The sequence below is a fragment of the Streptomyces sp. CBMA291 genome (assembly GCF_014596525.1).
GTDB lineage: Bacteria > Actinomycetota > Actinomycetes > Streptomycetales > Streptomycetaceae > Streptomyces.
Window position 1 is genome coordinate 91,313 of sequence record NZ_MSJP01000011.1, and the last position, 20,769, is coordinate 112,081.

19 protein-coding genes are annotated in these 20,769 nt (G+C 70.7%); 14 read left to right on the forward strand and 5 right to left on the reverse strand.

Features of this window, described 5'->3' with window-relative positions:
• The first annotated feature begins 102 nt into the window (after positions 1-102).
• Together BU197_RS03060 and BU197_RS03065 are read left to right on the forward strand one after the other, a co-directional pair.
• Complete coding sequence (locus BU197_RS03060; RefSeq protein ID WP_188266594.1) at positions 103-1,071, forward strand: diacylglycerol/lipid kinase family protein; 969 nt, start codon at positions 103-105, stop codon at positions 1,069-1,071.
• Between the two features lie 317 nt (positions 1,072-1,388).
• Positions 1,389-1,646 (forward strand): WhiB family transcriptional regulator, encoded by a 258-nt coding sequence (locus tag BU197_RS03065; RefSeq protein WP_003953983.1) that lies wholly within the window; start codon positions 1,389-1,391, stop codon positions 1,644-1,646.
• Positions 1,647-1,829: 183 nt separating this feature from the next.
• Here the strand turns inward: BU197_RS03065 and BU197_RS03070 are convergent, their stop codons facing one another.
• Positions 1,830-3,296, reverse strand: a complete 1,467-nt coding sequence (locus tag BU197_RS03070; RefSeq protein WP_188266595.1) for a sensor histidine kinase — start codon at positions 3,294-3,296, stop codon at positions 1,830-1,832.
• 597 nt (positions 3,297-3,893) lie between these two features.
• Between BU197_RS03070 and nagB the strand changes: the two genes are divergently transcribed.
• Positions 3,894-4,679 (forward strand): glucosamine-6-phosphate deaminase, encoded by a 786-nt coding sequence (gene nagB / locus BU197_RS03075; protein WP_188266596.1) that lies wholly within the window; start codon positions 3,894-3,896, stop codon positions 4,677-4,679.
• 105 nt (positions 4,680-4,784) lie between these two features.
• On the opposite strand, the gene BU197_RS03080 is transcribed toward nagB, so the two are convergent.
• The 4 genes from BU197_RS03080 to BU197_RS03095 form a co-directional block, all read right to left on the reverse strand.
• Positions 4,785-6,308, reverse strand: coding sequence for a glycoside hydrolase family 3 protein (locus BU197_RS03080; RefSeq protein WP_188266597.1), 1,524 nt, complete (start codon positions 6,306-6,308; stop codon positions 4,785-4,787).
• 8 nt (positions 6,309-6,316) lie between these two features.
• The gene (locus BU197_RS03085) at positions 6,317-7,183 is read right to left on the reverse strand and encodes a carbohydrate ABC transporter permease (RefSeq protein WP_411158432.1); all 867 of its coding nucleotides are present in this window, start codon (positions 7,181-7,183) and stop codon (positions 6,317-6,319) included.
• Positions 7,180-8,202, reverse strand: a complete 1,023-nt coding sequence (locus BU197_RS03090; protein WP_188266598.1) for a carbohydrate ABC transporter permease — start codon at positions 8,200-8,202, stop codon at positions 7,180-7,182. The genes BU197_RS03085 and BU197_RS03090 overlap by 4 nt, the downstream gene beginning before the upstream one ends.
• A gap of 129 nt (positions 8,203-8,331) precedes the next feature.
• On the reverse strand, positions 8,332-9,630 hold the full coding sequence (locus tag BU197_RS03095) for an extracellular solute-binding protein (protein ID WP_188266599.1): 1,299 nt from the start codon (positions 9,628-9,630) through the stop codon (positions 8,332-8,334).
• A 285-nt stretch (positions 9,631-9,915) separates the two neighbouring features.
• Between BU197_RS03095 and BU197_RS03100 the strand changes: the two genes are divergently transcribed.
• From BU197_RS03100 to BU197_RS03150, 11 genes are all read left to right on the forward strand, one after another.
• Positions 9,916-10,680, forward strand: a complete 765-nt coding sequence (locus tag BU197_RS03100; protein ID WP_188266600.1) for a GntR family transcriptional regulator — start codon at positions 9,916-9,918, stop codon at positions 10,678-10,680.
• A 424-nt stretch (positions 10,681-11,104) separates the two neighbouring features.
• Complete coding sequence (locus tag BU197_RS03105; protein WP_188266601.1) at positions 11,105-11,311, forward strand: hypothetical protein; 207 nt, start codon at positions 11,105-11,107, stop codon at positions 11,309-11,311.
• A 26-nt stretch (positions 11,312-11,337) separates the two neighbouring features.
• Positions 11,338-11,616: a hypothetical protein gene (locus BU197_RS03110; RefSeq protein WP_188266602.1), complete on the forward strand. Its 279-nt coding sequence runs from the start codon at positions 11,338-11,340 to the stop codon at positions 11,614-11,616.
• A gap of 147 nt (positions 11,617-11,763) precedes the next feature.
• The gene (locus BU197_RS03115) at positions 11,764-12,831 is read left to right on the forward strand and encodes a glycosyltransferase family 2 protein (protein ID WP_223183158.1); all 1,068 of its coding nucleotides are present in this window, start codon (positions 11,764-11,766) and stop codon (positions 12,829-12,831) included.
• Positions 12,832-12,936: 105 nt separating this feature from the next.
• Positions 12,937-13,899 (forward strand): UbiA prenyltransferase family protein, encoded by a 963-nt coding sequence (locus BU197_RS03120; protein ID WP_188266603.1) that lies wholly within the window; start codon positions 12,937-12,939, stop codon positions 13,897-13,899.
• On the forward strand, positions 13,896-14,969 hold the full coding sequence (locus BU197_RS03125) for a lysylphosphatidylglycerol synthase domain-containing protein (protein ID WP_188266604.1): 1,074 nt from the start codon (positions 13,896-13,898) through the stop codon (positions 14,967-14,969). The genes BU197_RS03120 and BU197_RS03125 overlap by 4 nt, the downstream gene beginning before the upstream one ends.
• A gap of 18 nt (positions 14,970-14,987) precedes the next feature.
• Positions 14,988-16,418: an aspartate aminotransferase family protein gene (locus tag BU197_RS03130; protein WP_188266605.1), complete on the forward strand. Its 1,431-nt coding sequence runs from the start codon at positions 14,988-14,990 to the stop codon at positions 16,416-16,418.
• A complete protein-coding gene (locus tag BU197_RS03135; RefSeq protein WP_188266606.1) occupies positions 16,412-17,458 on the forward strand; it encodes an NAD-dependent epimerase/dehydratase family protein in 1,047 nt (348 codons plus the stop codon). The genes BU197_RS03130 and BU197_RS03135 overlap by 7 nt, the downstream gene beginning before the upstream one ends.
• 13 nt (positions 17,459-17,471) lie before the next feature.
• A complete protein-coding gene (locus tag BU197_RS03140; RefSeq protein WP_188266607.1) occupies positions 17,472-18,515 on the forward strand; it encodes a glycosyltransferase family 2 protein in 1,044 nt (347 codons plus the stop codon).
• Positions 18,508-19,710, forward strand: a complete 1,203-nt coding sequence (locus tag BU197_RS31205) for an endonuclease/exonuclease/phosphatase family protein (protein WP_188266608.1) — start codon at positions 18,508-18,510, stop codon at positions 19,708-19,710. The genes BU197_RS03140 and BU197_RS31205 overlap by 8 nt, the downstream gene beginning before the upstream one ends.
• A 5-nt stretch (positions 19,711-19,715) precedes the next feature.
• The gene (locus tag BU197_RS03150) at positions 19,716-20,747 is read left to right on the forward strand and encodes an endonuclease/exonuclease/phosphatase family protein (protein ID WP_188266609.1); all 1,032 of its coding nucleotides are present in this window, start codon (positions 19,716-19,718) and stop codon (positions 20,745-20,747) included.
• Positions 20,748-20,769 lie beyond the last annotated feature (22 nt).

The following is a 20,769-nucleotide window of genomic DNA, read 5'->3' on the forward strand; positions in this document are numbered from 1 at the left end:
GGGCCGGGCAGGGTCCGGAAGGGACGGCCGAGGCCGGGCGGGAGGCGTCCGGGGGCCGGGCCGGGCTGAAACATGTACCGCCGGGTAGGTACCCTGGCGGTCATGCGCGCACTTCTCGTGGTCAACCCGGCAGCCACCACCACCAGTGCCCGCACCCGTGACGTCCTCATCCACGCGCTCGCGAGCGAGATGAAGCTGGAGGCCGTCAGCACCGAGTACCGGGGGCACGCGCGCGACCTGGGACGGCAGGCGGCCGACTCGGGGAACATCGACCTCGTGGTGGCGCTCGGCGGCGACGGCACGGTCAACGAGGTCGTCAACGGACTGCTGCACGGCGGGCCCGAACCGGAGCGGCTGCCGAGCCTCGCGGTGGTCCCCGGCGGCTCGACGAACGTCTTCGCCCGCGCGCTCGGTCTGCCGAACGACGCCGTGGAGGCGACCGGCGCCCTGCTCGACGCGCTGCGTGAGCGCCGGGCACGCACGGTGAGCCTGGGCTACGCCTCGGGGACTCCCGGCACGGAGGACGAGTCCGTCCCCGGCCGCTGGTTCACCTTCTGCGCGGGGCTCGGATTCGACGCCAGCGTGATCGGCCGGGTCGAACAGCAGCGGGAGCGCGGGAAGCGTTCGACGCACGCGCTCTATCTGCGTCAGGTGGTGCGCCAGTTCCTGGAGGAGCCGAACCGCCGGCACGGGACGATCACCCTGGAGCGCCCCGGCGCCGAGCCGGTGGAGGACTTGGTCCTTTCCATAATCTGCAACACCTCCCCCTGGACCTACCTGGGCAATCGTCCGGTGTACGCGTCCCCGGAGGCGTCCTTCGAAACCGCGCTCGACGTGCTCGGACTGCGGCGTCTGTCCACTCCGGCGGTGGCCCGGTACGCCACCCAGCTGCTCACTTCGACCCCGGAACGGGGCCCTCGCGGCAAGCACGCGGTACCCCTTCACGACCTCACCGACTTCACCTTGCATTCGAAGGCGCCCCTCCCCCTCCAGATGGACGGCGACCACCTCGGACTGCGTACGAGCGTGACGTTCACAGGCGTACGCCATGCACTGCGTGTGATTGTGTGAGTAGAAGGGCCCAAAGTCCTTTCACTCGAACGTTTAGGCGCGCATCCACCCCTTAGAAGTACGGCTGTGACCTAGCCGACACCGAGGAATCAAAAAAAACTTTCCGGAAGGGGTTGTATCCGCTGCCGAGGTTTGCGAGTCTCTTCTTGGCGATCGGGACGGCCCGCAAGACCGGCCTCCACTGAGAGCCAGAACCCCTCCTCAGTCTTAGGACCACACCAGTTCATCTGGCAGTCGGCCCTTCCCTTGCGGGGGGATTCGTGAAAGCGTTCACATTCACAAGCAACCCGCATGTAATACCAAGAGAGGTAGCAGCCATGGACTGGCGTCACAACGCCGTTTGTCGTGAGGAAGACCCCGAGCTGTTCTTCCCCATCGGCAACACCGGTCCTGCGCTGCTGCAGATCGAGGAAGCCAAGGCCGTCTGCCGCCGCTGCCCCGTCATGGAGCAGTGCCTGCAGTGGGCGCTTGAGTCCGGCCAGGACTCCGGCGTCTGGGGTGGCCTCAGCGAGGACGAGCGCCGCGCGATGAAGCGCCGTGCCGCTCGCAACCGGGCGCGTAACGCCAGCGCCTGACGCCCACCGACAGCCTGAGGCGAGCGGCGCATACATCGCGTATGCATTCACCGCATTCGAGCCGCAGCGCGCAGCAGTAACCCACAGCATTCGAGCCCCGGACCGAATTCACTTCGGTCCGGGGCTCGCTGCTTTTGTCACGGGCTATTCACCGTCCGTGACGGATTCCTCTTCCCAGGGCGCTCACTTCTGCGGGTGCACGGGAATGTCGAGGACCACCTTCGTGCCGCCTTCCGAACCCGGGAGCATGTCGAAGGAACCGCCCAACTCCCCTTCCACCAGGGTTCGTACGATCTGAAGACCGAGATTTCCGGCGCGCTGGGGATCGAATCCCTCGGGCAGTCCGCGACCGTCATCCTGAATCGTGATCAGAAGCCGGGCGTCGGCCCTGGATTCGCCGCGCACGGCCGTGACTTCGACCGTTCCCTCGTCGCCGGGCGCGAAGGCGTGCTCCAGGGCGTTCTGGAGGATTTCGGTGAGGACCATGGAGAGCGGCGTCGCCACCTCCGCGTCGAGAATGCCGAAACGCCCGTTGCGCCGGCAGGTGACCCGGCCCGGGGAGATCTCGGCGACCATCGCGATCACCCGGTCGGCGATCTCGTCGAACTCGACGCGCTCGTCCAGGTTCTGGGACAGCGTCTCATGGACGATCGCGATCGAACCGACGCGCCGTACGGCTTCGTCGAGGGCCTCGCGGCCCCGTGCGGAGTCCATCCGGCGCGACTGGAGGCGCAGCAGGGCGGCCACCGTCTGGAGGTTGTTCTTCACCCGGTGGTGGATCTCCCGGATGGTGGCGTCCTTGGTGATCAACTCGCGCTCGCGGCGGCGCAGTTCGGTGACGTCCCTGAGCAGGACCAGCGAACCGATCCGGGTGCCCTTGGGCTTGAGCGGGATGGCCCGGAGCTGGATCACCCCACTGTTGCCCTCGACCTCGAACTCCCGGGGCGCGTAGCCGGAGGCGAGGGTGACCAGGGCTTCGTCCACCGGGCCCCGGGAGGGGGCGAGTTCGGCGGTGATCCGGCCGAGGTGCTGGCCCACCAGGTCGGCGGCGAGACCGAGGCGGTGGTAGGCGGAGAGGGCGTTGGGCGAGGCGTACTGGACGATGCCCTCGGCGTCCATGCGGACGAGCCCGTCGCCCGCTCGGGGCGAGGAGTCCATGTCGACCTGCTCGCCGGGGAAGGGGAAGGTCCCGGCGGCGATCATCTGGGCGAGGTCGGAGGCCGACTGGAGATACGTCAGCTCCAGTCGGGAGGGGGTGCGGACGGTGAGCAGGTTGGTGTTCCGGGCGATGACGCCGAGGACCCGGCCCTCCCGGCGTACGGGGATGGACTCGACCCGCACCGGGACCTCCTCGCGCCACTCCGGGTCGCCCTCGCGGACGATCCGGCCCTCGTCGAGGGCGGCGTCGAGGAGCGGGCGGCGTCCGCGCGGCACCAGGTGGCCGACCATGTCGTCCTGGTAGGAGGTGGGGCCGGTGTTCGGCCGCATCTGCGCGACGGAGACGTACCGCGTGCCGTCGAGGGTGGGGACCCAGAGGACGAGGTCGGCGAAGGACAGGTCGGAGAGCAGCTGCCACTCCGAAACCAGCAGGTGGAGCCACTCAAGGTCGGAGTCGCTCAGGGCGGTGTGCTGGCGCACGAGGTCGTTCATGGAGGGCACGGTGCGAGCGTACCCGCGGAACAAAGGGGCGGTGAACCTGGATCTCCCGGGCTCCGTGCTGGAGTATGGGCCGGGAAAGACCGCGCTCCCGTGGATGGACAGGGAAGAATGGTCTAGTCCACAATGAACGCAACAGAGCCTCCATCCTCCCCGCACAGGAGGGTGGAACGAGGTACCCGGCGCTCTCTGCCCTGACTGCGCCGAGACCTCCCACAACGGCCGAGGGACCGCACACCCCCGGCCGGCGCAACTCCGGGCTGCGGTGCCGGGCGGGCTGAGGGTCCCGTCAGGCGCCGCGGCCCGCGGGTCTTTCCGGGGCCGTTCCCGCGCCATCCGCGCGAAGCCCCGCTCCCCCTTCTCTCCCCGTCACGCCACAGCCCCGCGAGGGGCCTCTCAGGCGCGCCCTCAAGGGGGCTGCGGGGTTCGAGTGGCTGGGGGGACCCGGGCGGCCGACGATGGGGGGTGGGGAGGGCGTCCGGGGGACGGAACGGCATAGGGGGAAAGGGGCCTCCTCTGCTAGATTTGCCCTTGGATTGGTCTATACCACACGACCCTTCACCAGCCCCTCACCAGATCGGCAGGCACAGCGTGGAAGTTGTCATCGTCAAGGACGCCAAGGCGGGCGGGGAACTCATCGCGGACGGCATCGCCGGGCTCCTGCGCCGCAAGCCCGACGCGCTGCTCGGCGTGGCCACGGGCTCGACTCCGCTGCCCATCTACGACGCCCTCGTCGCCCAGGTCAAGGCCGGTTCGGTCGACGCCTCGCGGGCCCGGATCGCCCAGCTGGACGAGTACGTCGGGCTGCCCGCGGGCCACCCCGAGTCGTACCGCTCCACCGTGCTCCGGCAGGTCGTCGAACCCCTCGGGCTCCCCGAGGACTCCTTCATGGGCCCCGACGGCTCCGCCGAGGACGTCCTGGCCGCCTGCGAGGCCTACGACAAGGCGCTGACCGACGCCGGCGGCGTGGACCTCCAGATCCTCGGCATCGGCACCGACGGGCACATCGGCTTCAACGAGCCGTGCTCCTCCCTCGCCTCGCGCACCCGGATCAAGACGCTCACCGAGCAGACCCGCGTGGACAACGCCCGCTTCTTCGACAACGACATCGAGCAGGTGCCGCACCACGTCATCACCCAGGGCATCGGCACCATCCTGGAGGCCCGCCACCTGGTGCTGCTCGCCACCGGCGAGGGCAAGGCCGAGGCCGTCGCGCAGACCGTCGAGGGCCCCGTGGCGGCGCTCGTACCGGCCTCCGCGCTCCAGCTGCACCCGCACGCCACGGTCGTGGTGGACGAGGCCGCCGCCTCCAAGCTGAAGCTCGCGGACTACTTCCGCCACACCTTCGCCAGCAAGCCCTCCTGGCAGGGCATCTAGCCGGTACGGACGCCCGTCGTCCTCACCGCCGCGACGCGTACGACGAAGGGGCCCGGCACCATTCCTGGTGCCGGGCCCCTTCGCGTACGGACGTCGGAGCGGGTGTCAGGCGCCGGTTCCGACGACCGCCTCGGCGGCGGCGCGGCCGCAGACGCGGGCCGCACCGTGGGTGGCGATGTGCAGGGCCCCGCGGGGCTCCGCCTCGTTCAGGCCCATCTCGACCACGACCGTGTCGGGGCGGGCCGCGACGAGCCCGTCCAGTGCCTCCGTCATCCAGGGATGACGGTGGAGGTCGCGGACGACCGCCACGATCCGCCGCTCTCCTGCGGCGGCGAGGACGGCGTCCACGGAGGACTCGGAGTACGAGCCCGTCTCCGTGCCGGGCAGCAGCCGGTCCAGCTCCGCCGCGACGCCCCAGGGCGTCTCGTCGCCCACCGCGAAGTTCGCGACGGGAGTGAAGGCGGCCACGTAGGGGGCGCTGGTCATCGGCGTGTACGGCCGCTCCCCGCGCGTCACCTTCAGGGCCCTGCGGGCCGCGACGAGTCCGATCTCGGCGCCGGGCGCGGTCCCCTCCTGCACTGCCGCGCCCGACACCGATCCGGCCCCCTTCGCCCGGTGCGCCTGGGTCCAGGACGCCAGGGCGCGTACCCGCGCCGCGGCGTCGGCCAGCCGCTCCTCGGGCAGCTCTCCGGCCTTCACCGCGTTGACCAGCGCGTCCCGCAGCTGGAGCACGGTGCCCTCGTCGCAGAGCCCGCCGCCGACGCAGATGGCGTCGGCGCCCGCGGCGATGGCGAGGACGGAGCCGCGCTCGATGCCGTAGGTGGCCGCGACGGCCTGCATCTCCATGCCGTCGGTGACGATCAGGCCCTCGAAGCCCAGTTCCTGGCGGAGCAGACCGGTGAGGATCTGCGGGCTCAGGGTGGCCGGGCGGTGCGGGTCGAGCACGGAGAGCAGGATGTGCGCGCTCATGACCGCCTTGGTGTCCGCGGCGATGGCCGCGCGGAACGGCACCAGCTCGCGGGCGTGCAGCGTGGCCAGGTCCACGTCGATCCGGGGCAGCGCGTCGTGCGAGTCGACGTTGGTGTCGCCGTGCCCGGGGAAGTGCTTGGTGCAGGCCGCGACACCGACCGCCTGGAGGCCGTCGACGTACGCCACCGTGTGCCGGGCGACCAGGTCGGGGTCGGCCCCGAAGGACCGGACGCCGATGACCGGGTTCTCGGCGTTGGAGTTGACGTCCGCCGAGGGGGCCCAGTTGAGGTCGATGCCGCAGCGGGCGAGCCGGCTGCCCAGCTCGCGGGCCACGGCCCGGGTCAGCTCGACGTCGTCGACGCTGCCCAGCGCGTAGTTGCCGGGGAACGAGGAGCCCTGCTTGACCTCAAGCCGTGTGACGTCGCCGCTCTCCTCGTCGATGGCGACGAGGACGTCGTCGCGCTCGGCCCGGAGCTGGGCGGTGAGCGCGGCGAGCTGCTCGGGGCTCTCGACGTTCCGGCCGAAGAGGCCGACGGAGGAGAGTCCCTCGCCGATGCGGCGGAGCAGCCAGTCGGGGGCGGTGGTGCCGACGAACCCGGGCTGGAGCACCGTGAGCGCGTCACGGGTCAGGGTGTCGGAGCCGTGTGCGAGTGTGGTCATGGGAGCCGTTATCCCTTCACCGCGCCGGCGGTCATGCCGCCGACGGCCTTGCGCTGGAGGAAGAGGAAGACGATGAGCACGGGGAGCGCGAAGAGCGTCGAGGCGGCCATGGTGGCACCCCAGTCGCTGCCGAACGCGGTCTGGAACTTGGTGAGCCAGAGCGTGAGCGTCTGGGACTCCTGGTTCTTGTTCAGCATGAGGATCATGGCGAACTCGTTCCAGGCGGTGATGAAGCCGAAGAGCGAGGTCGACATCAGACCGGGGGCGAGCAGCGGGAAGATCACCTTGCGGAACGCCTGGGCGCGGGTGCAGCCGTCGATCTGCGCCGCCTCCTCCAGCTCGACCGGGACGGCGGCGATGAAGCCGCGCAGGGTCCAGATCGTGAAGGGGAGGACCATCACGAAGTAGATCGCCGTGAGCATCGGAATGCTGTTGAGCATGTCGTTCTCACGGGAGATCATGTACATCGCGATGACCATGACCTCCCAGGGGGCCATCTGCGCCATCATCACGATGAGGACGATGCCCTTGCGGCCCTTGAACTTGATACGGGCGATCGCGAAGCTCGCCGCCAGGGCCACGATCAGGGCCAGCAGGACGGCACCGATGGTGACCGTGAGGCTGTTGGTGACGAACGTCCAGAAGAGGTCGACACCGGTCGCCGTCGTGTAGTTCTCCAGCGTCGGCGTGAAGAAGAAGACGGGGTCCTTCGTCATGATCTCGTGCTGCGGCTTCAGCGAGGACGAGAACATCCAGTAGACCGGGAAGACGAACACCACCGCGATCACGAGGGCGCTGAGGTTCTTGACGACCGCGCCGACCGTGATCGGCTTGCGGGTGCGCAGCTTCTGCGGCGTCTGGGTGGTGGTGCTCACAGCTCCTCCTCCTGCTTCAGGATCAGGCGGAAGTAGAAGGACATGATCGCGATGAGCATCACGATCGTGAGGATGGAGATGGCGGCGGCGACACCGTAGTGGAACTGTCCGACACCTTCGATGTAGGCGTAGACCGGGAGGGTCTCGGAGCCTCGGTCGGGACCGCCCGCGTTCATGGCGTAGACCTGGGCGAACGCCTTGAAGATCCAGATGATCTCCAGGAACGTGGTGATCATGAAGAAGGACTTCAGGTTCGGGAAGACCACGGCCCAGAAGGTGCGCCAGCCACTGGCGCCGTCCATCTTCGCGGCCTCGTACAGCTCCGTGCCGATGGTGGTCAGGCCGGCGTACATGTTGAGGGCGACGAACGGCACCGAGCCCCAGACCAGCAGGACCAGGATGATGACGAGCGAGGAGAAGCCCGTCTCGAACCAGTTGTGCTGGTCGTAGCCGGAGAAGCCCAGGGTGCGCATCAGCCAGTTCACGACACCGAACTGCTCGTCGAAGAGCCAGCGGAAGACGGTGACGGAGGCGACGATCGGCATGGCCCAGGCGAACATCAGGGACAGCGAGAGGACGAGCCTCATCTTCTTGCCCAGGCGGTTGAGCAGCAGGCCGAGGCCGGTGCCGATCGCCATGATGAGGATGACGTTGACCGCGGTGAAGACGACGCTTCGCAGCGCGACGTCCCAGAAGTGCGAATCGCTCAGGAGGTCCGTGTAGTTGTCGAACCCGGTCCAGACCGTCTCGCGGGTGATGAACTCCTTCCGGTCCAGCTTCTGGAAGGAGAGGATCACATTGCGGATCAGCGGGTAGAGCAGCAGCACCGCCATGGAGAGCAGGGCGGGCGCGACGAGCAGGTACGGCAGCAGCCCGCTGGGCAGGGAGCGTCTGCCACGCGAAGGCTGAAGGACTTCCTTGGGGCCGGAAGGGGGTGGCGGAGTCTGGGACTGCGCTGCCGCCCTCCCGGGCGCGTCCTGGGGACCGGCGGTCGCCGTCCCCTGGGAGTCCACGGTCATGGTCTTATTCCTCGCGGTTCTGGGGCTCCCGCGCCCACCGGGGCGCGGCCCGGGGGAGCGGGCCGCTGATCACTGCAAAGCGCCGGTGGTGCGGCCGGTGCGGAACCGGCCGCACCACCGGGCTGCGGATTACTGCTGGTTGATGCGCTCGTTGATGATCTTGTCGGCGGCTTCGCCGGCCTTCTTGGCGTCCTCGCCCTTCAGGACCTTCGTCATGAAGTCCTTGATCGGGTTCGGAGCGGTCTCGACGTTGGCCCAGCCCGGGGTGACCGGGGTGACCTTGCCGGAGGCGGACGACGCGGCCATGGCCTCGGCGAAGGAACCGGCGGCCGGCTTGAACTGCGCGGCGTCGCTGTTCGGAAGCAGCGCGCCCTCGGTGGCGGCGGCGTACTTCGTCATGTACTCCTTGCCGGCGGCGAGCGCCAGCCACTCCTTCGCGAGGTCCTTGTTCTTGGAACGCTCGGCGATGGCGAGGTTGGAGCCACCGAGGAAGACGGAGCCCGGCTTGTCGGCCGTCTTGCCCGGGATCGGGAAGTAACCGAAGTCGGCGGTCTTGCCGGCCTTCTTCATGGCCTCGACGGCGCCGCCGGCCTCCCAGCCGAGACCGATCCAGGACGACACGCCGCCCTTGGGAACGATGTCGGTGGACTGCTGCGGGGTCGCCTCGTCCTTGTCCTTGGGAGCGGTCGAGAAGGCCGCCAGCTCCTTGTAGAAGTTCATGGCGTTGACGGCCTCGGGGGAGGACAGGTTGCCCTTCCACTTGTCGCCGTCCTTGACCGCCAGGTCGCTGCCCTCGTCCCAGATGAGACCGGCGAGGACGTACCACGACTGGCCCGGCAGGTAGATGGCCTGCGACTTCGGGTCGGCAGCCTTGAGCTTCTTCAGGCCGTCGATCCACTCGGCGCGGGTCTTCGGCGGGGTGACGCCGGCCTTCTTGTAAGCGGCCTTGTCGTAGATGACGACGCGGTTCGCGGCGTACCACGGAGCCGAGTAGAGCTTGCCGTCCAGCTCGTTGGAGGCGACCATGCCCTTGTTCCAGGCGTCGTAGCCGAGCGCGGCCTTGTCGCCGGACAGGTCGGCCAGACCGCCGGTGACCGCGTAACCCGCGGTCTGGGTGTTGCCGAGCTCCAGAACGTCCGGCGGAGTGTCCTCGGAGAGGGCGGTGGTGACCTTCTCCTGGATGCCGTTCCAGACCTGGCTCTCGACCTTGACCTTGACGCCCGGGTGCTTGGCCTCGAAGGCCTTGTTCACCTCGGTCATCCAGGCCTCGGGAGCCGAACCGTCCATGACCCAGACGGTCAGGGTCTTGTCGCCCCCGGCGGAAGGCTTGGTGCCCTCCTTGCCCTTGCCGTCACTGTCCGAACCACACGCAGCGATGGAGACCATCATGCCCGCGACGCCGATCGCCGCAATGAGCTTACGCTTCACGCCACCCTCCTCAGGGATGCCTGCAACCCCTGCCCACCGCGCGAAGACATACGTCAGGTAGTGCTCGTGGGGCTGGGACCTGGTCTTTAATGGTTTAGACCAGTACCCGGAGCTTGGCCTAGACCTTTAGGGGTGTCAAGGGTGTATAAGAAGGGCAGTCGCGTCCGTTATCGGACCGACACCTGAGGGAGGGCGACGACCCGTGACCGGTCCGTGCCACCATGTGAGCCGCGACAGACGGAGGAGCCGGTGACGGCAACAGCACAGGACCCGGGAAGGCATTCCATGGCCACGGACGCGGGCGGCACGGAGACGGAGGGCGGGACACCCACCCGTACCGCGCGCGTGCCCAAGTACTACCGACTGAAGCGACATCTGCTCGACATGACAGAGACGCTCCCACCGGGCACTCCCGTCCCGCCCGAGCGTACCTTGGCCGCCGAGTTCGACACCTCGCGGACCACCGTGCGCCAGGCCCTTCAGGAGCTGGTCGTCGAGGGGCGCCTCGAACGCATCCAGGGCAAGGGCACCTTCGTGGCCAAGCCCAAGGTCTCCCAGGCGCTGCAACTCACCTCCTACACGGAGGACATGCGCGCCCAGGGCCTCGAACCCACCTCGCAGCTGCTCGACATCGGGTACGTCACGGCCGACGACACCCTGGCCGGGCTGCTCGACATCACGGCCGGCGGACGGGTGCTCCGCATCGAGCGGCTGCGGCTCGCGAGCGGCGAGCCGATGGCGATCGAAACCACCCATCTCTCCGCGAAGCGGTTCCCGGCCCTGCGCCGTTCGCTTGTGAAGTACACCTCGTTGTACACCGCGCTCGCCGAGGTGTACGACGTGCACCTGGCGGAGGCCGAGGAGACCATCGAGACCTCCCTGGCCACTCCGCGCGAGGCGGGGCTCCTCGGTACGGACGTCGGCCTTCCGATGCTGATGCTTTCCCGCCATTCCGTGGACGCCCAGGGCGAGCCGGTGGAGTGGGTCCGCTCCGTCTACCGCGGCGACCGCTACAAGTTCGTGGCCCGCCTGAAGCGCCCCAACGACTGAGCCCCGCACACCGACGCGACGGCCGCACCCTCCGGGGGTGCGGCCGTCCGGCGTTTCCGGGGGCGTACGGGGGAAGGGACCAGCCCCACGGCTCCCGCCCCCGGCCACGGCCACGGCCCTGACATCGCGCCCGCCCCTACCCCCGGCATCGCACCCGCCCCCGGCCCCCGTGTAACCCCCCGGCACCTTCCGCCTGGCAGGAACGTGACCGGTCCCGTCAAGCCGCTGGTCAGCGGCGTGCGGAACGCGCGCGCACCGCGTGGCTCCAAGTGGCCACGCGGTTGGCGCCAGTCGTTCTCCGGTGACAGGGGCTCCCGGCCAGGCCAGTCTTGGACATGTCGAAGCCGCCCGGCACAGCCCGGGAGCGGCGCCGGGAGATCTTCCCCGACAGCTCCGATCCCGTACGCCAGGAAGGCAGTCCCCCATGTCCAGCACCGCCCGTTTCGCCGCTTTCGCCCAGCTTTCCGCTCGCCCTGTGCTCGCCCTGCTCGTCCCCGCCGTCGCCGCGCTGACCGTCGCCGTCGCCGCCCCCTCGGCGCCCGCCGGGACCACCGCCACCGCCGGGGACGCCGCTGTCACGGTGACGCCGACGCCGAGCCCCACCAGCGACAACGGGTTCTCCTGGGGCTGATCGTCATCTATCTGATCGGCGTCTCGATGAGACCGCCGGACGACGAACCCGCACCGGACGCCGACCCCCCGCCGGCCCCGTCCGCCACCGCACTCGTCGACACGCTGCACCGCGTCGCCCGTCCGTACGAGCACTTCGACTCCGCACGGGCCCTGGTCGTCGACCGGTCGGTCCGGCTCGCCCTGTACATCAAGGCCCCCGACGAGATCGAGGCCGTCGGCCACGCGTTACGGCTCGCCCGGCTGCTCCTCCGCCACTCCCCCGCGCTCCACCGCCACCGCATCGCGGACTTCCGGCTCCTCTGACCCCTCCGGCGGAGCCCCACCCCCCACAGACCGGCCGTGCCCCCACCGGCCGGACCCCGTCGGCCGTGCCCCCACCGGCCGGACCCTCCACCGGCCGTGCCCCCACCGGCCGGAAACCATCGCCCACGCCCCTCCCGAGGAACCCCCATGCCCAGGGCTCGTCCCAGCGTGTCCGTCATCATTCCCAACTACAACTACGAGAAGACCCTCCACGCCTGTCTGGCCTCGGTCTTCGCCCAGACCCACGCCCCGCTCGACGTGATCGTCGTCGACGACGCCAGCACCGACCGGTCCCGCGACATCGCCCGCGAGTTCGACGTCGTCCTGATCGCCAACCCCCGCAACCGGGGGGTGTCCGCCGCCCGCAACATGGGCGCCGCCGCCGCCCGCGGCGAGATCCTCTTCTTCCTCGACTCCGACACCGCGCTCCACCCCGAAGCCCTCGCCAACGCCGTCGACCTCCTCGGCGAGGACCCCGGTCTCGGCTGCGTCCACGGCGTGCTCGACCCGGAACCGCTCTTCGACGACGGACCCGTGGAGCGCTACCACGCCCTGCACGCCCACTTCTGGCGCCACCGCGCCGCCGGTGAGGTCCGTACCGCCTTCTTCGCCCTCGGCGCGATCCCCAAGCGGGTCTTCGAGGAGACCGGCCCCTTCGACGAGAACCTGCGGGACTCCGAGGACGTCGAGTACAGCGGACGTCTGGTGCGCACCCACCGCATCCTGATGAGCGGGGCGATCCGCGGGCGGCACGACGACGTCGACCGGCTCGGGGCGATGCTCTCCGAGCAGTACCGGCGCTCCCAACTGCTGATCGCCGCGCTCGGACAGATGCGGGAAGGCGGGCTCACCGCCAACAGGCCGCTCGGGGTCCTCGCCGCCGCCCTCACCCTGCCCGCCCTCCTCCTCGGGCTGCTCACCCCCTGGCTGCTGCTCGTCCCCGCGCTGTGCGCGCTGCTGTTCGTCTGCGCCGACCCGGGTCTGAGCCGGTTCGCGCTGCGGACCCGGGGGCCCGGCTTCCTCCTGTACTTCACCGCCGTCCACTTCGTGCTGCACCAGGCGATCGTGCTCGGCGCCGCCCGGGGCGCCGTGCGCTGGCTCACCGAGCCGGACTTCGGCCCCAGCGTGCGCCGCCGTGCCGACGGCACCGGCCGTACCGGGAGCGCCCACCGCGCCGACGGCGCCGGGGCCACCGCCCCCACCACCTCCGGATGAACCCCGGCACCCCCGCGTGAACCCCCGCCACCTCCGGATGACCGCCGTCGCTCTCCGGACGCCCACCGCCGACCTCCGTACGCCCCTCCCCAGAGGAGTCCGTTCATGGCCACGCCCACGCTCACCGGCCGCCCGGCGCCGGCGGACCGCCCACCGGCCGCCCGACCGCCCACCCTGCTCGCCGATCTCACCGCTCTGGTCCGCCCGGGACAGTGGACGAAGAACCTGGTCGTCGTCCCCCTCGGGCTGCTCGGCGCCCCCCGGGTCGACGCCGGGGCGGTCGGCGGCGCCGTCGCGGCCGTCGGTGTCTTCACCCTCGCCTCCGCGCTGATCTACCTGGTCAACGACATCGGCGACCGGGACCGCGACCGGCGGCACCCGGAGAAGCGGCACCGGCCGATCGCCGCCGGGCGGATCGGGGTCCCCACCGCCGTCTCCTTCGCCGCCGTCCTCGCCGTGCTTCTCGCCGCGACGGTCGGCCTGACCGTCGTCACCGGCGCCGCCTCACCCCTCGACTGGTGGCCGGTGGCCGCGTACGTCGCCCTGAACGCCGCCTACAGCAAGGGGCTCAAGCACGTTCCGCTGCTCGATGTCTTCATCGTGGCGCTCGGTTTCGTGCTGCGGCTCGCCCAGGGCTGTCTGGCCTCGGGCAATCCGGTGCCGAACTGGCTCGCCCTGTGCGTCTTCTCGCTCTGCCTGCTGCTGATCCTGGGCAAGCGGCGCCACGAGATGGCGGTCGGCGGGGTGTCGCACCGGCCCGCGCTGCGCGGCTACACCCTCGGTTTCCTCGATCAGCTGCTGGCCTTCGCCGCCGTCCTCACCGCCGTCAGCTACGTCCTGCACATCCAGGGCAGCCCGGCGTTCGGGCCGCACGGGCCGCTCGTCGCCGTGCTCACCGCGCCCTTCGCGCTCTTCGGGCTCGCCCGCTACCTCCAGCTCCTGGTGGTCGACGCGGGCGGCGGGAACCCCTCGCGCGCCCTGTTCAGCGACCGTACGACCGTCCTCAACGCCCTGCTCTGGTCGGCGCTGCTCGCCGTCGCGTGGCCGCTGAGCCACCTGGGCTCATGACGCCGACGGCCACGGCGGACACCACCCCGCACCCCACACCGTCCGAAACCACTCCCCCCACCGAAACCACTCCCCCCACCAACACCAACGCCGACACCCATACCCACACCGGCACCGGCACCGCCACCGGCACCCCCGCCGAAGCCCCCACGCGGCGCGGTCTCCTCCGCCGGGCGCTGCCCGTCCTCTTCCCGCTCGCCGTCGTCACCGGCATCGGCTTCGCCCTGTACGGGCACGCGGGCGAGCTGGCCGGTCTGGTGCTGCGGCCCGACTCCGTCCCGTACCTCCTGGCGGCGCTCGCCGCGAACGCGCTCGCCGTGCTGTTCTCGATGAGCACCTGGCGGGCCCTCCTGACCGATCTGGGCCCGCCGGTGCCCGGCCGGACCGCGACCCGGATCTACTTCACCTCCTACCTCGGCAAGTACGTGCCCGGCGCGGTGTGGGGCGTCCTCGCCCAGCTGCGGATGGGCGGTGCGGCGGGCGTGCCCGCGCCGGTCGTGCTCGCCGTCTTCCTGCTGAACCTGATCGTGGCCGTGCTCACCGGTCTGGCCGTCGGTCCGATCGCCGCTCCCTGGACGATCGGCGCGGAAGCCTGGTGGCTGGTGCTGCCCGGCGCGGTCACCCTCGCCTTCGCCGTACGGCCCCGGCTGCTGCACCGGCTGGCGACCGGAGCCGCTCGCCTCGCCCGGCGTCCGGCGCCCGCCACCCGGGCCAGCGACCGGGGCATGCGGCGGGCGATGGCCCGCGCCACCGCCTCCTGGCTGGCCGGCGGGGTGCACCTGTGGGCGCTCGCCGTGATGCTCGGCGCCCCGCCGCTGACCGCGCTGCCGGTCTGCGTGGGCGGCTTCGCCCTGGCCACCGCCACCGCGAGCCTCGTGGTGGTGCTGCCGGACGGCTGGGGTGCCCGCGAGGCGCTGCTGCTGCTGGCCCTGACCGCCGTACTGCCCTGGCAGGAGGCGACCGCCGTCGCCGTCGCCAGCCGGGTGGTCTGCACGCTGAGCGAGGTCCTCGTCGGCGGCGGCGCCCTCCTGCTCACCCTCCCCCGTCGTTCCCGCCCCTCCGCCCCCTGACCCGTGAAGGACCGAGAGATGCCTCAGCTGTACTCCGTCGACGACTGCGAGTCGCTGACGACCAAGCAGGTCCACGGCCTGTACAAGGACCACGTCAACAAGAGCCAGGTCTCCCTGATGACCTCCTTCGGCTTCGGCCAGGAGCTGGTGGAGAGCGCGGAGGGCGTCTGGATCACCCAGCGCGACGGACGCCGCGTCCTCGACTTCACCGGCGGCGTCGGGGTCCTCAACCACGGCCACAACCACCCCCGGATCCTCGCCGCCCGGCAGCGCTTCCAGGAGCGCCGGAGCATGGAGGTCCACAAGACGTACTTCTCGCCGTACATCGCCGCCCTCGGCCACAACCTGGCGGAGCTGCTGCCCGGCGACCTGAACATGTCGTTCTTCCCCAACTCCGGCGCGGAGGCGGTCGAAGGCGCGGTCAAGCTGGCGTACAAGTACCACGGCGGGCGCCGCTCCCGGGTGCTGCGGGCGGACATCTCCTTCCACGGCAAGCTGCTCGGCTCGGGCAGCCTCACCGGCCAGAACCAGTCGACCTTCCAGTTCCCCGGCATCCCCGGCGTGGAGATCTTCCGCTACGGCGACCTGGCGTCGGTCACCGAGCTCGTCACCCGGCTGCGTACCGCCAAGGGCGAGTCGGACGTGTACGCGATCCTCATCGAGCCGCTGTCGGCGTCCACGATGAACGAGTGCTCGGAGGAGTTCCTGCGCGGACTGCGGGAGATCTGCACGGCGGAGAACATCGTGCTGCTCTTCGACGAGATCTACACCGGCTGGGGCAAGACGGGCACCCTCTTCCACTTCATGCGGTACGAGGGTCTGGTCCCCGACATCCTCACCACCTCGAAGTCCTTCGGCGGCGGCAAGTCCTCCATCTCCGCCTTCGTCGCCCGCGAGCCGATCTTCCGCAAGGCGTACGACAACCTCACCGACGCCCTGCTCCAGTCGACGTCCACCACCTACTACGGCTTCGGCGAGGAGGCCGTCACCGCGATCGAGGCGGTCAACGTGGCCGTCGAGGACGACTATCCTGCCCGCGCCCGCGCCATCGAACGGATCCTCGCCCCCGGTCTGGAACGGATCGCCAAGGAGTACCCGGACGTGGTGGCGGAGGTCCGCGGCCACGGCGCGCTGCACGGCGTCTTCCTGCACAAGGGCCCGAAGGTGCTCGAAGTGCTGACGAAGCTGGTGCCCAGCGCGATGACGAAGGACCCGCGCTTCCGCACCAAGCTCGTCACCTCGTCGGTCGTCAACGCCCTCTACCGGGACCACGGCGTCTACACGTACTACACGCTCAACGGCGACAACCCGCTGATGGTGGCCCCCTCGCTGGTCGCCGAGCCCGAGGAGGTCGAGTACTTCCTCGCCTGCCTCGACGAGACCCTCGCGCAGGGTCTGCCCCGTCTGCTCACTCGTTTCGTCAAGGAGAAGGTGTCGTCGCTGTGGTAGATCGTGTGGTGGTGACCGGCGGTGCCGGCATGCTGGGTTCGACCCTGATCGAGCGGCTTCTCGCCGACGGGCGGCAGGTGCACTGCGTGGACCTGCGGGCCCCGCGCACGGAGCACGCGGCCCTGACGCACACCGTCTCGGACGTCCGGGACGCCGTCGTGATGAAGCGGGTCACGGCCGAAGCGGACGCGGTGGTGCACTGCGCGGCGGCCCTGCCGAGCTATCCGGCGGAGACCATCCGTTCGGTGATCGTCGGCGGAACGGAGGCGGTCCTGACCGCCTCCGAGGCGAACGCGGTCCCCCGGGTGGTGCACATCTCCTCGACCGCCGTCTACGGGCTGCCGAAGGTGGTGCCGACGCCGGAGGAGTACCCCCGCGAGCCCGTCGACACCTACAGCGCGGCCAAGGCGGAGGCCGAGGAGGTCGCCGAGCGGTTCCGGGCGCGCGGCATGTGCCTGCCGATCCTGCGTCCGAAGACCTTCCTCGGGCCGGGCCGGATGGGCCTGTTCGCAATGCTCTTCGAGTGGGCGGAGGAGGGCCGGAACTTCCCCGTCCTCGGCCGGGGCGACGTCCGCACCCAGATGTTCGACGTGGCCGATCTGGTCGACGCGGTGGTGACCGCGATGGAGGCGCCGGGCGAACGCGCCAACGACACGTTCAACCTGGGCGCCACCGAATTCGGCACGATCCGCGAGGACTTCCAGGCCGTCCTGGACGCCGCCGGGCACGGCAAGCGGATCCGCTCGATGCCCGCGAAGCCCGCGCTCGCCGTCCTCGGCCTGCTCCAGCGCTCCGGACTCTCCCCGGTCTACGGGCGGCTGCTCCACAAGCTCCTCGACGACAGCTTCGTCTCCACCGACAAGGCCGGGGACGTCCTCGGCTTCCGGCCGAAGTACTCCAACCAGGACGCGATCCTGCGCACCTACGCCTGGTGGCGCGAGCACCAGCGCACCGCCCGCCCGGCCCCCGGCGGCCAGGGCGTCACCAGCGTCGAACCGTGGCGGCAGGGAGCCCTCTCCCTCGCCAAGGTCCTCTTCTAGGAGCACGCCGAACATGTCCTTCCCCCTGGTCTCCGTCATCGTCCCCAACTACAACTACGGCCGCTCCATCGGCCTCTGCGTCGAGGCGGCGCTCGCCCAGACGTATCCGAACATCGAGGTCGTCGTGGTCGACGACTGCTCCACCGACGACTCCGCCGCGATCGCCGCGGCGGCCGGTGCCCGGGTGGTCTCCACCGGCGTCAACAGCGGGGTCGCCGTCGCCCGCAACCTCGGCGCGGAACTCTCCTCGGGCGAGATCCTGGTCTTCCTCGACTCGGACGTCGCCATGCACCCCGACGCGATCGCCAAGTCCGTCGGACTCCTCGGCTCCGGGCAGGGATACGGGGCGATCTGCGGCACGTACGAGCCGGAGCCGCTGATCCGCGACAGCCTGATCGAGGAGTACCGCTCCCTCCAGCAGTACTACCTGCTGCTGAAGTCGGAAGGGATCATCGACACCGTCCACACCGCGATCCTGGCCCTGCCCCGGCGGGTCTTCGACGAGGTGGGACCGTTCAACCCGCTCCTGCGGCACACCGAGGACCAGGACTACGGGCGCCGGATCTCCGAGCGGTACACGGTCCTCAGCTCCCTCGACGTACGCGGCAGGCACGACCACGACGACACCGTCCGGATCGTGCTGCGCAAGGTCTTCGCCCGCGCCCGGCTCGCGGTGCCGCTGATCCTGGGCAGACGCCACCTCCAAGGCGGCTTCGTCACCGGTCCGCGTGCGGGCGCCAGCCTGGCCGCGCCCCTGACGGTCGCCGCGCTCGCCGCGCCCGTCCTGGGGGGCGCCCTCTGGTCGCTGCTCCCGCTGGCGCTCTTCGCGCTCGGCGTCTGGGGCGACCTGGACATGTACCGGGAGGTGCGACGGCACCGGGGGCGCCTGTTCCTGGGGTACTTCGTGGCCGTCAACTTCCTGGTCAACCTGACGGTGTTCGCGGCGATCGGGGTCGCGGGCGTCCAGTGGCTGTGCTCGAAGCGGTTCCGGCACCTGTACGACCCGCAGCCGCTCCCCGAGCGGACCCGCCCGGTCGCGGGGGCCTCCCGTGGCTGACACGCTCGTGCCGGGACCCGCGGGGGAACCGGCGGAGGCCGTACGGGAATCGCCCGGGTCCGTACGCCAGTCGGCGGAGGCCGTACGCGAGTCGGCGGCCCCCGGTCCCGCCGGCCGGGCGCGGGCCCGGGTCCGGCGCCGGAACGGGCTGGTGCTCGGCGCCGCCCTGGTCTGGCTCGCGCTGCTACTCGTGGAGTGGGCGGCGGACGGCCGGATCTGGCTGGGAAACCTGGTGGGCATCGTCCCACCTGCCGCGTTCGTCCTGGTCCCGCTGGTCCTCGCGGCCCTGGCGCCGCTGGCCCGGGGGGCCGCCCGGTGGCGGAGCCTGGCCGCCGTCGTGCTCGCGCTCCTGGTGGGCTTCGGGCAGTCGGGGCTCGACCCGGCGGCGCTGTGGCGGTCCACCCCGGGCCCCGGACCGGACTCCGTGCGGGTCTTCGCCTGGAACACCAACTCGTGGAACCAGCTGCTCGGCACCCAGGACCACTTCTACGCCTTCCTGAAGGCGAAGGACGCGGACGTCTATCTGCTGCACGAGTACCAGCACGTGACCGCCGACCGGAAGGGCAGGCTGCCCGTCGACGACCTGGCGCGGCTGCGCCGGGAGTTCCCCGGCTACCAGGTGGTCGTCAGGGGCGAGCTGGTGACGCTCTCCCGCTTCCCGGTGCTGCGGCAGCCCGCCGTGGGCCCCGCCGGTGACCTGCCGGTGGACGCGGACTGGCAGGCGGTCTACCGGGACGCCAAGGTCCTGCGCACGGACGTGCTGGTCAGGGGCCGGGCGGTGTCGTTCTACAACGTGCACATGCCGGTGTGGAACAGCATGCCGGACGGTCTCCTCTCGGCCGCGTTCTACCGGCACATGCGGGAGCGGTTCGCCCCGCGCCAGGCCCAGTACACGGCCCTGGAGGCGGACCTCGCGGCCAACCGCAACCCGGTGGTGGTGGCGGGCGACTTCAACGCGACGGCCGCGATGTCCGACCTGGACCCGCTGCGGGAGCGCCTCGACGACGCGGCGGACGTGAGCACCGACCCGTACCCCACGAGCTGGGAGAAGGGTGGCTGGAAGCCGTTCTGGCGGACCGACTGGGCGTTCACCGGGAACGGGGCGAAGGCCGAGCGGTACGAGTTCAACGAGCCGGAGAAGCTGTCGGACCACGCGGTGCAGGACCTGTGGGTCGCGCTGCCGGGGAACGGGTGAGGGACGTGGTGGGGTACTGCGCCGGAGGCTGGGCGGTCTTCCTCGCCCTGCACCTCGCGCTGAACGGGCGCTGGTGGCCCTGGCTTGCGGTCTCGCTGCTGCCGCCGGTCCTCTTCGTCGCCGTACCGCTGGCCCTGCTCGTCGCGGCGGGAGCGGCGGGCGTGTCGGGAGCGGCGGGAGCCGCGGGCCCGGCGGGCAGTGGTCCGGAGGCGGTGCTCGCCGCCGGTTGTCTGCTCGCCGGGTGGACGCAGAGCGGGGTCAACTGGCGTGCTTTCGGCCATCGTCGGGGCCCGTCGGAGGGGCTGCGACTGGTGTCGTGGAACACTCAGCACTGGAACCAGGGCGGCGATCCCGACCGTTTCTACGGCTTCCTGCGCTCGCTGGGATCGGACGTCTACGTCCTCCAGGAGTATCTGAACGGCTTCGAGGGCGGCGAGGTCTGGGACATCGACGACGAGGCCCGGCTGCGGGCGGCGTTTCCCGGCCATCATCTGGCGGTGGGGAACAACTCGGTGACGCTGTCCCGGTTTCCGCCCTCGGGTCCGCCCGTCCCGGTCGGCGCCTGTTCGCTCCGGGTCGACCTGCGGGTCGGGGACGGGCTGCTGTCCACGTACAACGTGCACATCCCCGTCCAGCTGACCGTGATGAACCCGCTGCGTCCGGCCTTCTTCCGGGACATGCGGCGCCGGGCCGCCGCCCGTGACCGGGAGTACGCGGCGCTCGTCGCGGATCTGCGGGACAACCCGTATCCGGTCCTGGTGACCGGGGACTTCAACACCAGCGCGGCCATCGGGGACATCCGCCGGATGCCCCGCTCGCTGCGCGACGCGATCGGCTCCTGCCGCTCGGTCCTCCCGGCCAGCTGGAACGCCCGCGCCCGGCTGCGGCTCTGGCGGATCGACTGGGCCTTCACCGGGGGCGGAGCCCGGGTCGGCGCGTACCGCTTCCGGGACGCGCAGGGCCTGTCGGACCACCTGGTCCAGGAGCTGACCGTGACGACCCCCGGGGCCCTGGCGAGCGCCCCACCGACGTCATGACGACACGAGGAGAGCACCACTG

Excerpts from the sequence above, each read along its gene's own strand:
- BU197_RS03060 (WP_188266594.1), top strand. The coding sequence starts at position 103 with ATGCGCGCACTTCTCGTGGTCAACCCGGCAGCCACCACCACCAGTGCC.
- BU197_RS03065 (WP_003953983.1), top strand. The coding sequence starts at position 1,389 with ATGGACTGGCGTCACAACGCCGTTTGTCGTGAGGAAGACCCCGAGCTG.
- BU197_RS03070 (WP_188266595.1), bottom strand. The coding sequence starts at position 3,296 with ATGAACGACCTCGTGCGCCAGCACACCGCCCTGAGCGACTCCGACCTT.
- BU197_RS03080 (WP_188266597.1), bottom strand. The coding sequence starts at position 6,308 with ATGACCACACTCGCACACGGCTCCGACACCCTGACCCGTGACGCGCTC.
- BU197_RS03090 (WP_188266598.1), bottom strand. The coding sequence starts at position 8,202 with ATGACCGTGGACTCCCAGGGGACGGCGACCGCCGGTCCCCAGGACGCG.
- BU197_RS03100 (WP_188266600.1), top strand. The coding sequence starts at position 9,916 with ATGGCCACGGACGCGGGCGGCACGGAGACGGAGGGCGGGACACCCACC.
- BU197_RS03105 (WP_188266601.1), top strand. The coding sequence starts at position 11,105 with ATGTCCAGCACCGCCCGTTTCGCCGCTTTCGCCCAGCTTTCCGCTCGC.
- BU197_RS03110 (WP_188266602.1), top strand. The coding sequence starts at position 11,338 with ATGAGACCGCCGGACGACGAACCCGCACCGGACGCCGACCCCCCGCCG.
- BU197_RS03115 (WP_223183158.1), top strand. The coding sequence starts at position 11,764 with ATGCCCAGGGCTCGTCCCAGCGTGTCCGTCATCATTCCCAACTACAAC.
- BU197_RS03120 (WP_188266603.1), top strand. The coding sequence starts at position 12,937 with ATGGCCACGCCCACGCTCACCGGCCGCCCGGCGCCGGCGGACCGCCCA.
- BU197_RS03125 (WP_188266604.1), top strand. The coding sequence starts at position 13,896 with ATGACGCCGACGGCCACGGCGGACACCACCCCGCACCCCACACCGTCC.
- BU197_RS03130 (WP_188266605.1), top strand. The coding sequence starts at position 14,988 with ATGCCTCAGCTGTACTCCGTCGACGACTGCGAGTCGCTGACGACCAAG.
- BU197_RS03140 (WP_188266607.1), top strand. The coding sequence starts at position 17,472 with ATGTCCTTCCCCCTGGTCTCCGTCATCGTCCCCAACTACAACTACGGC.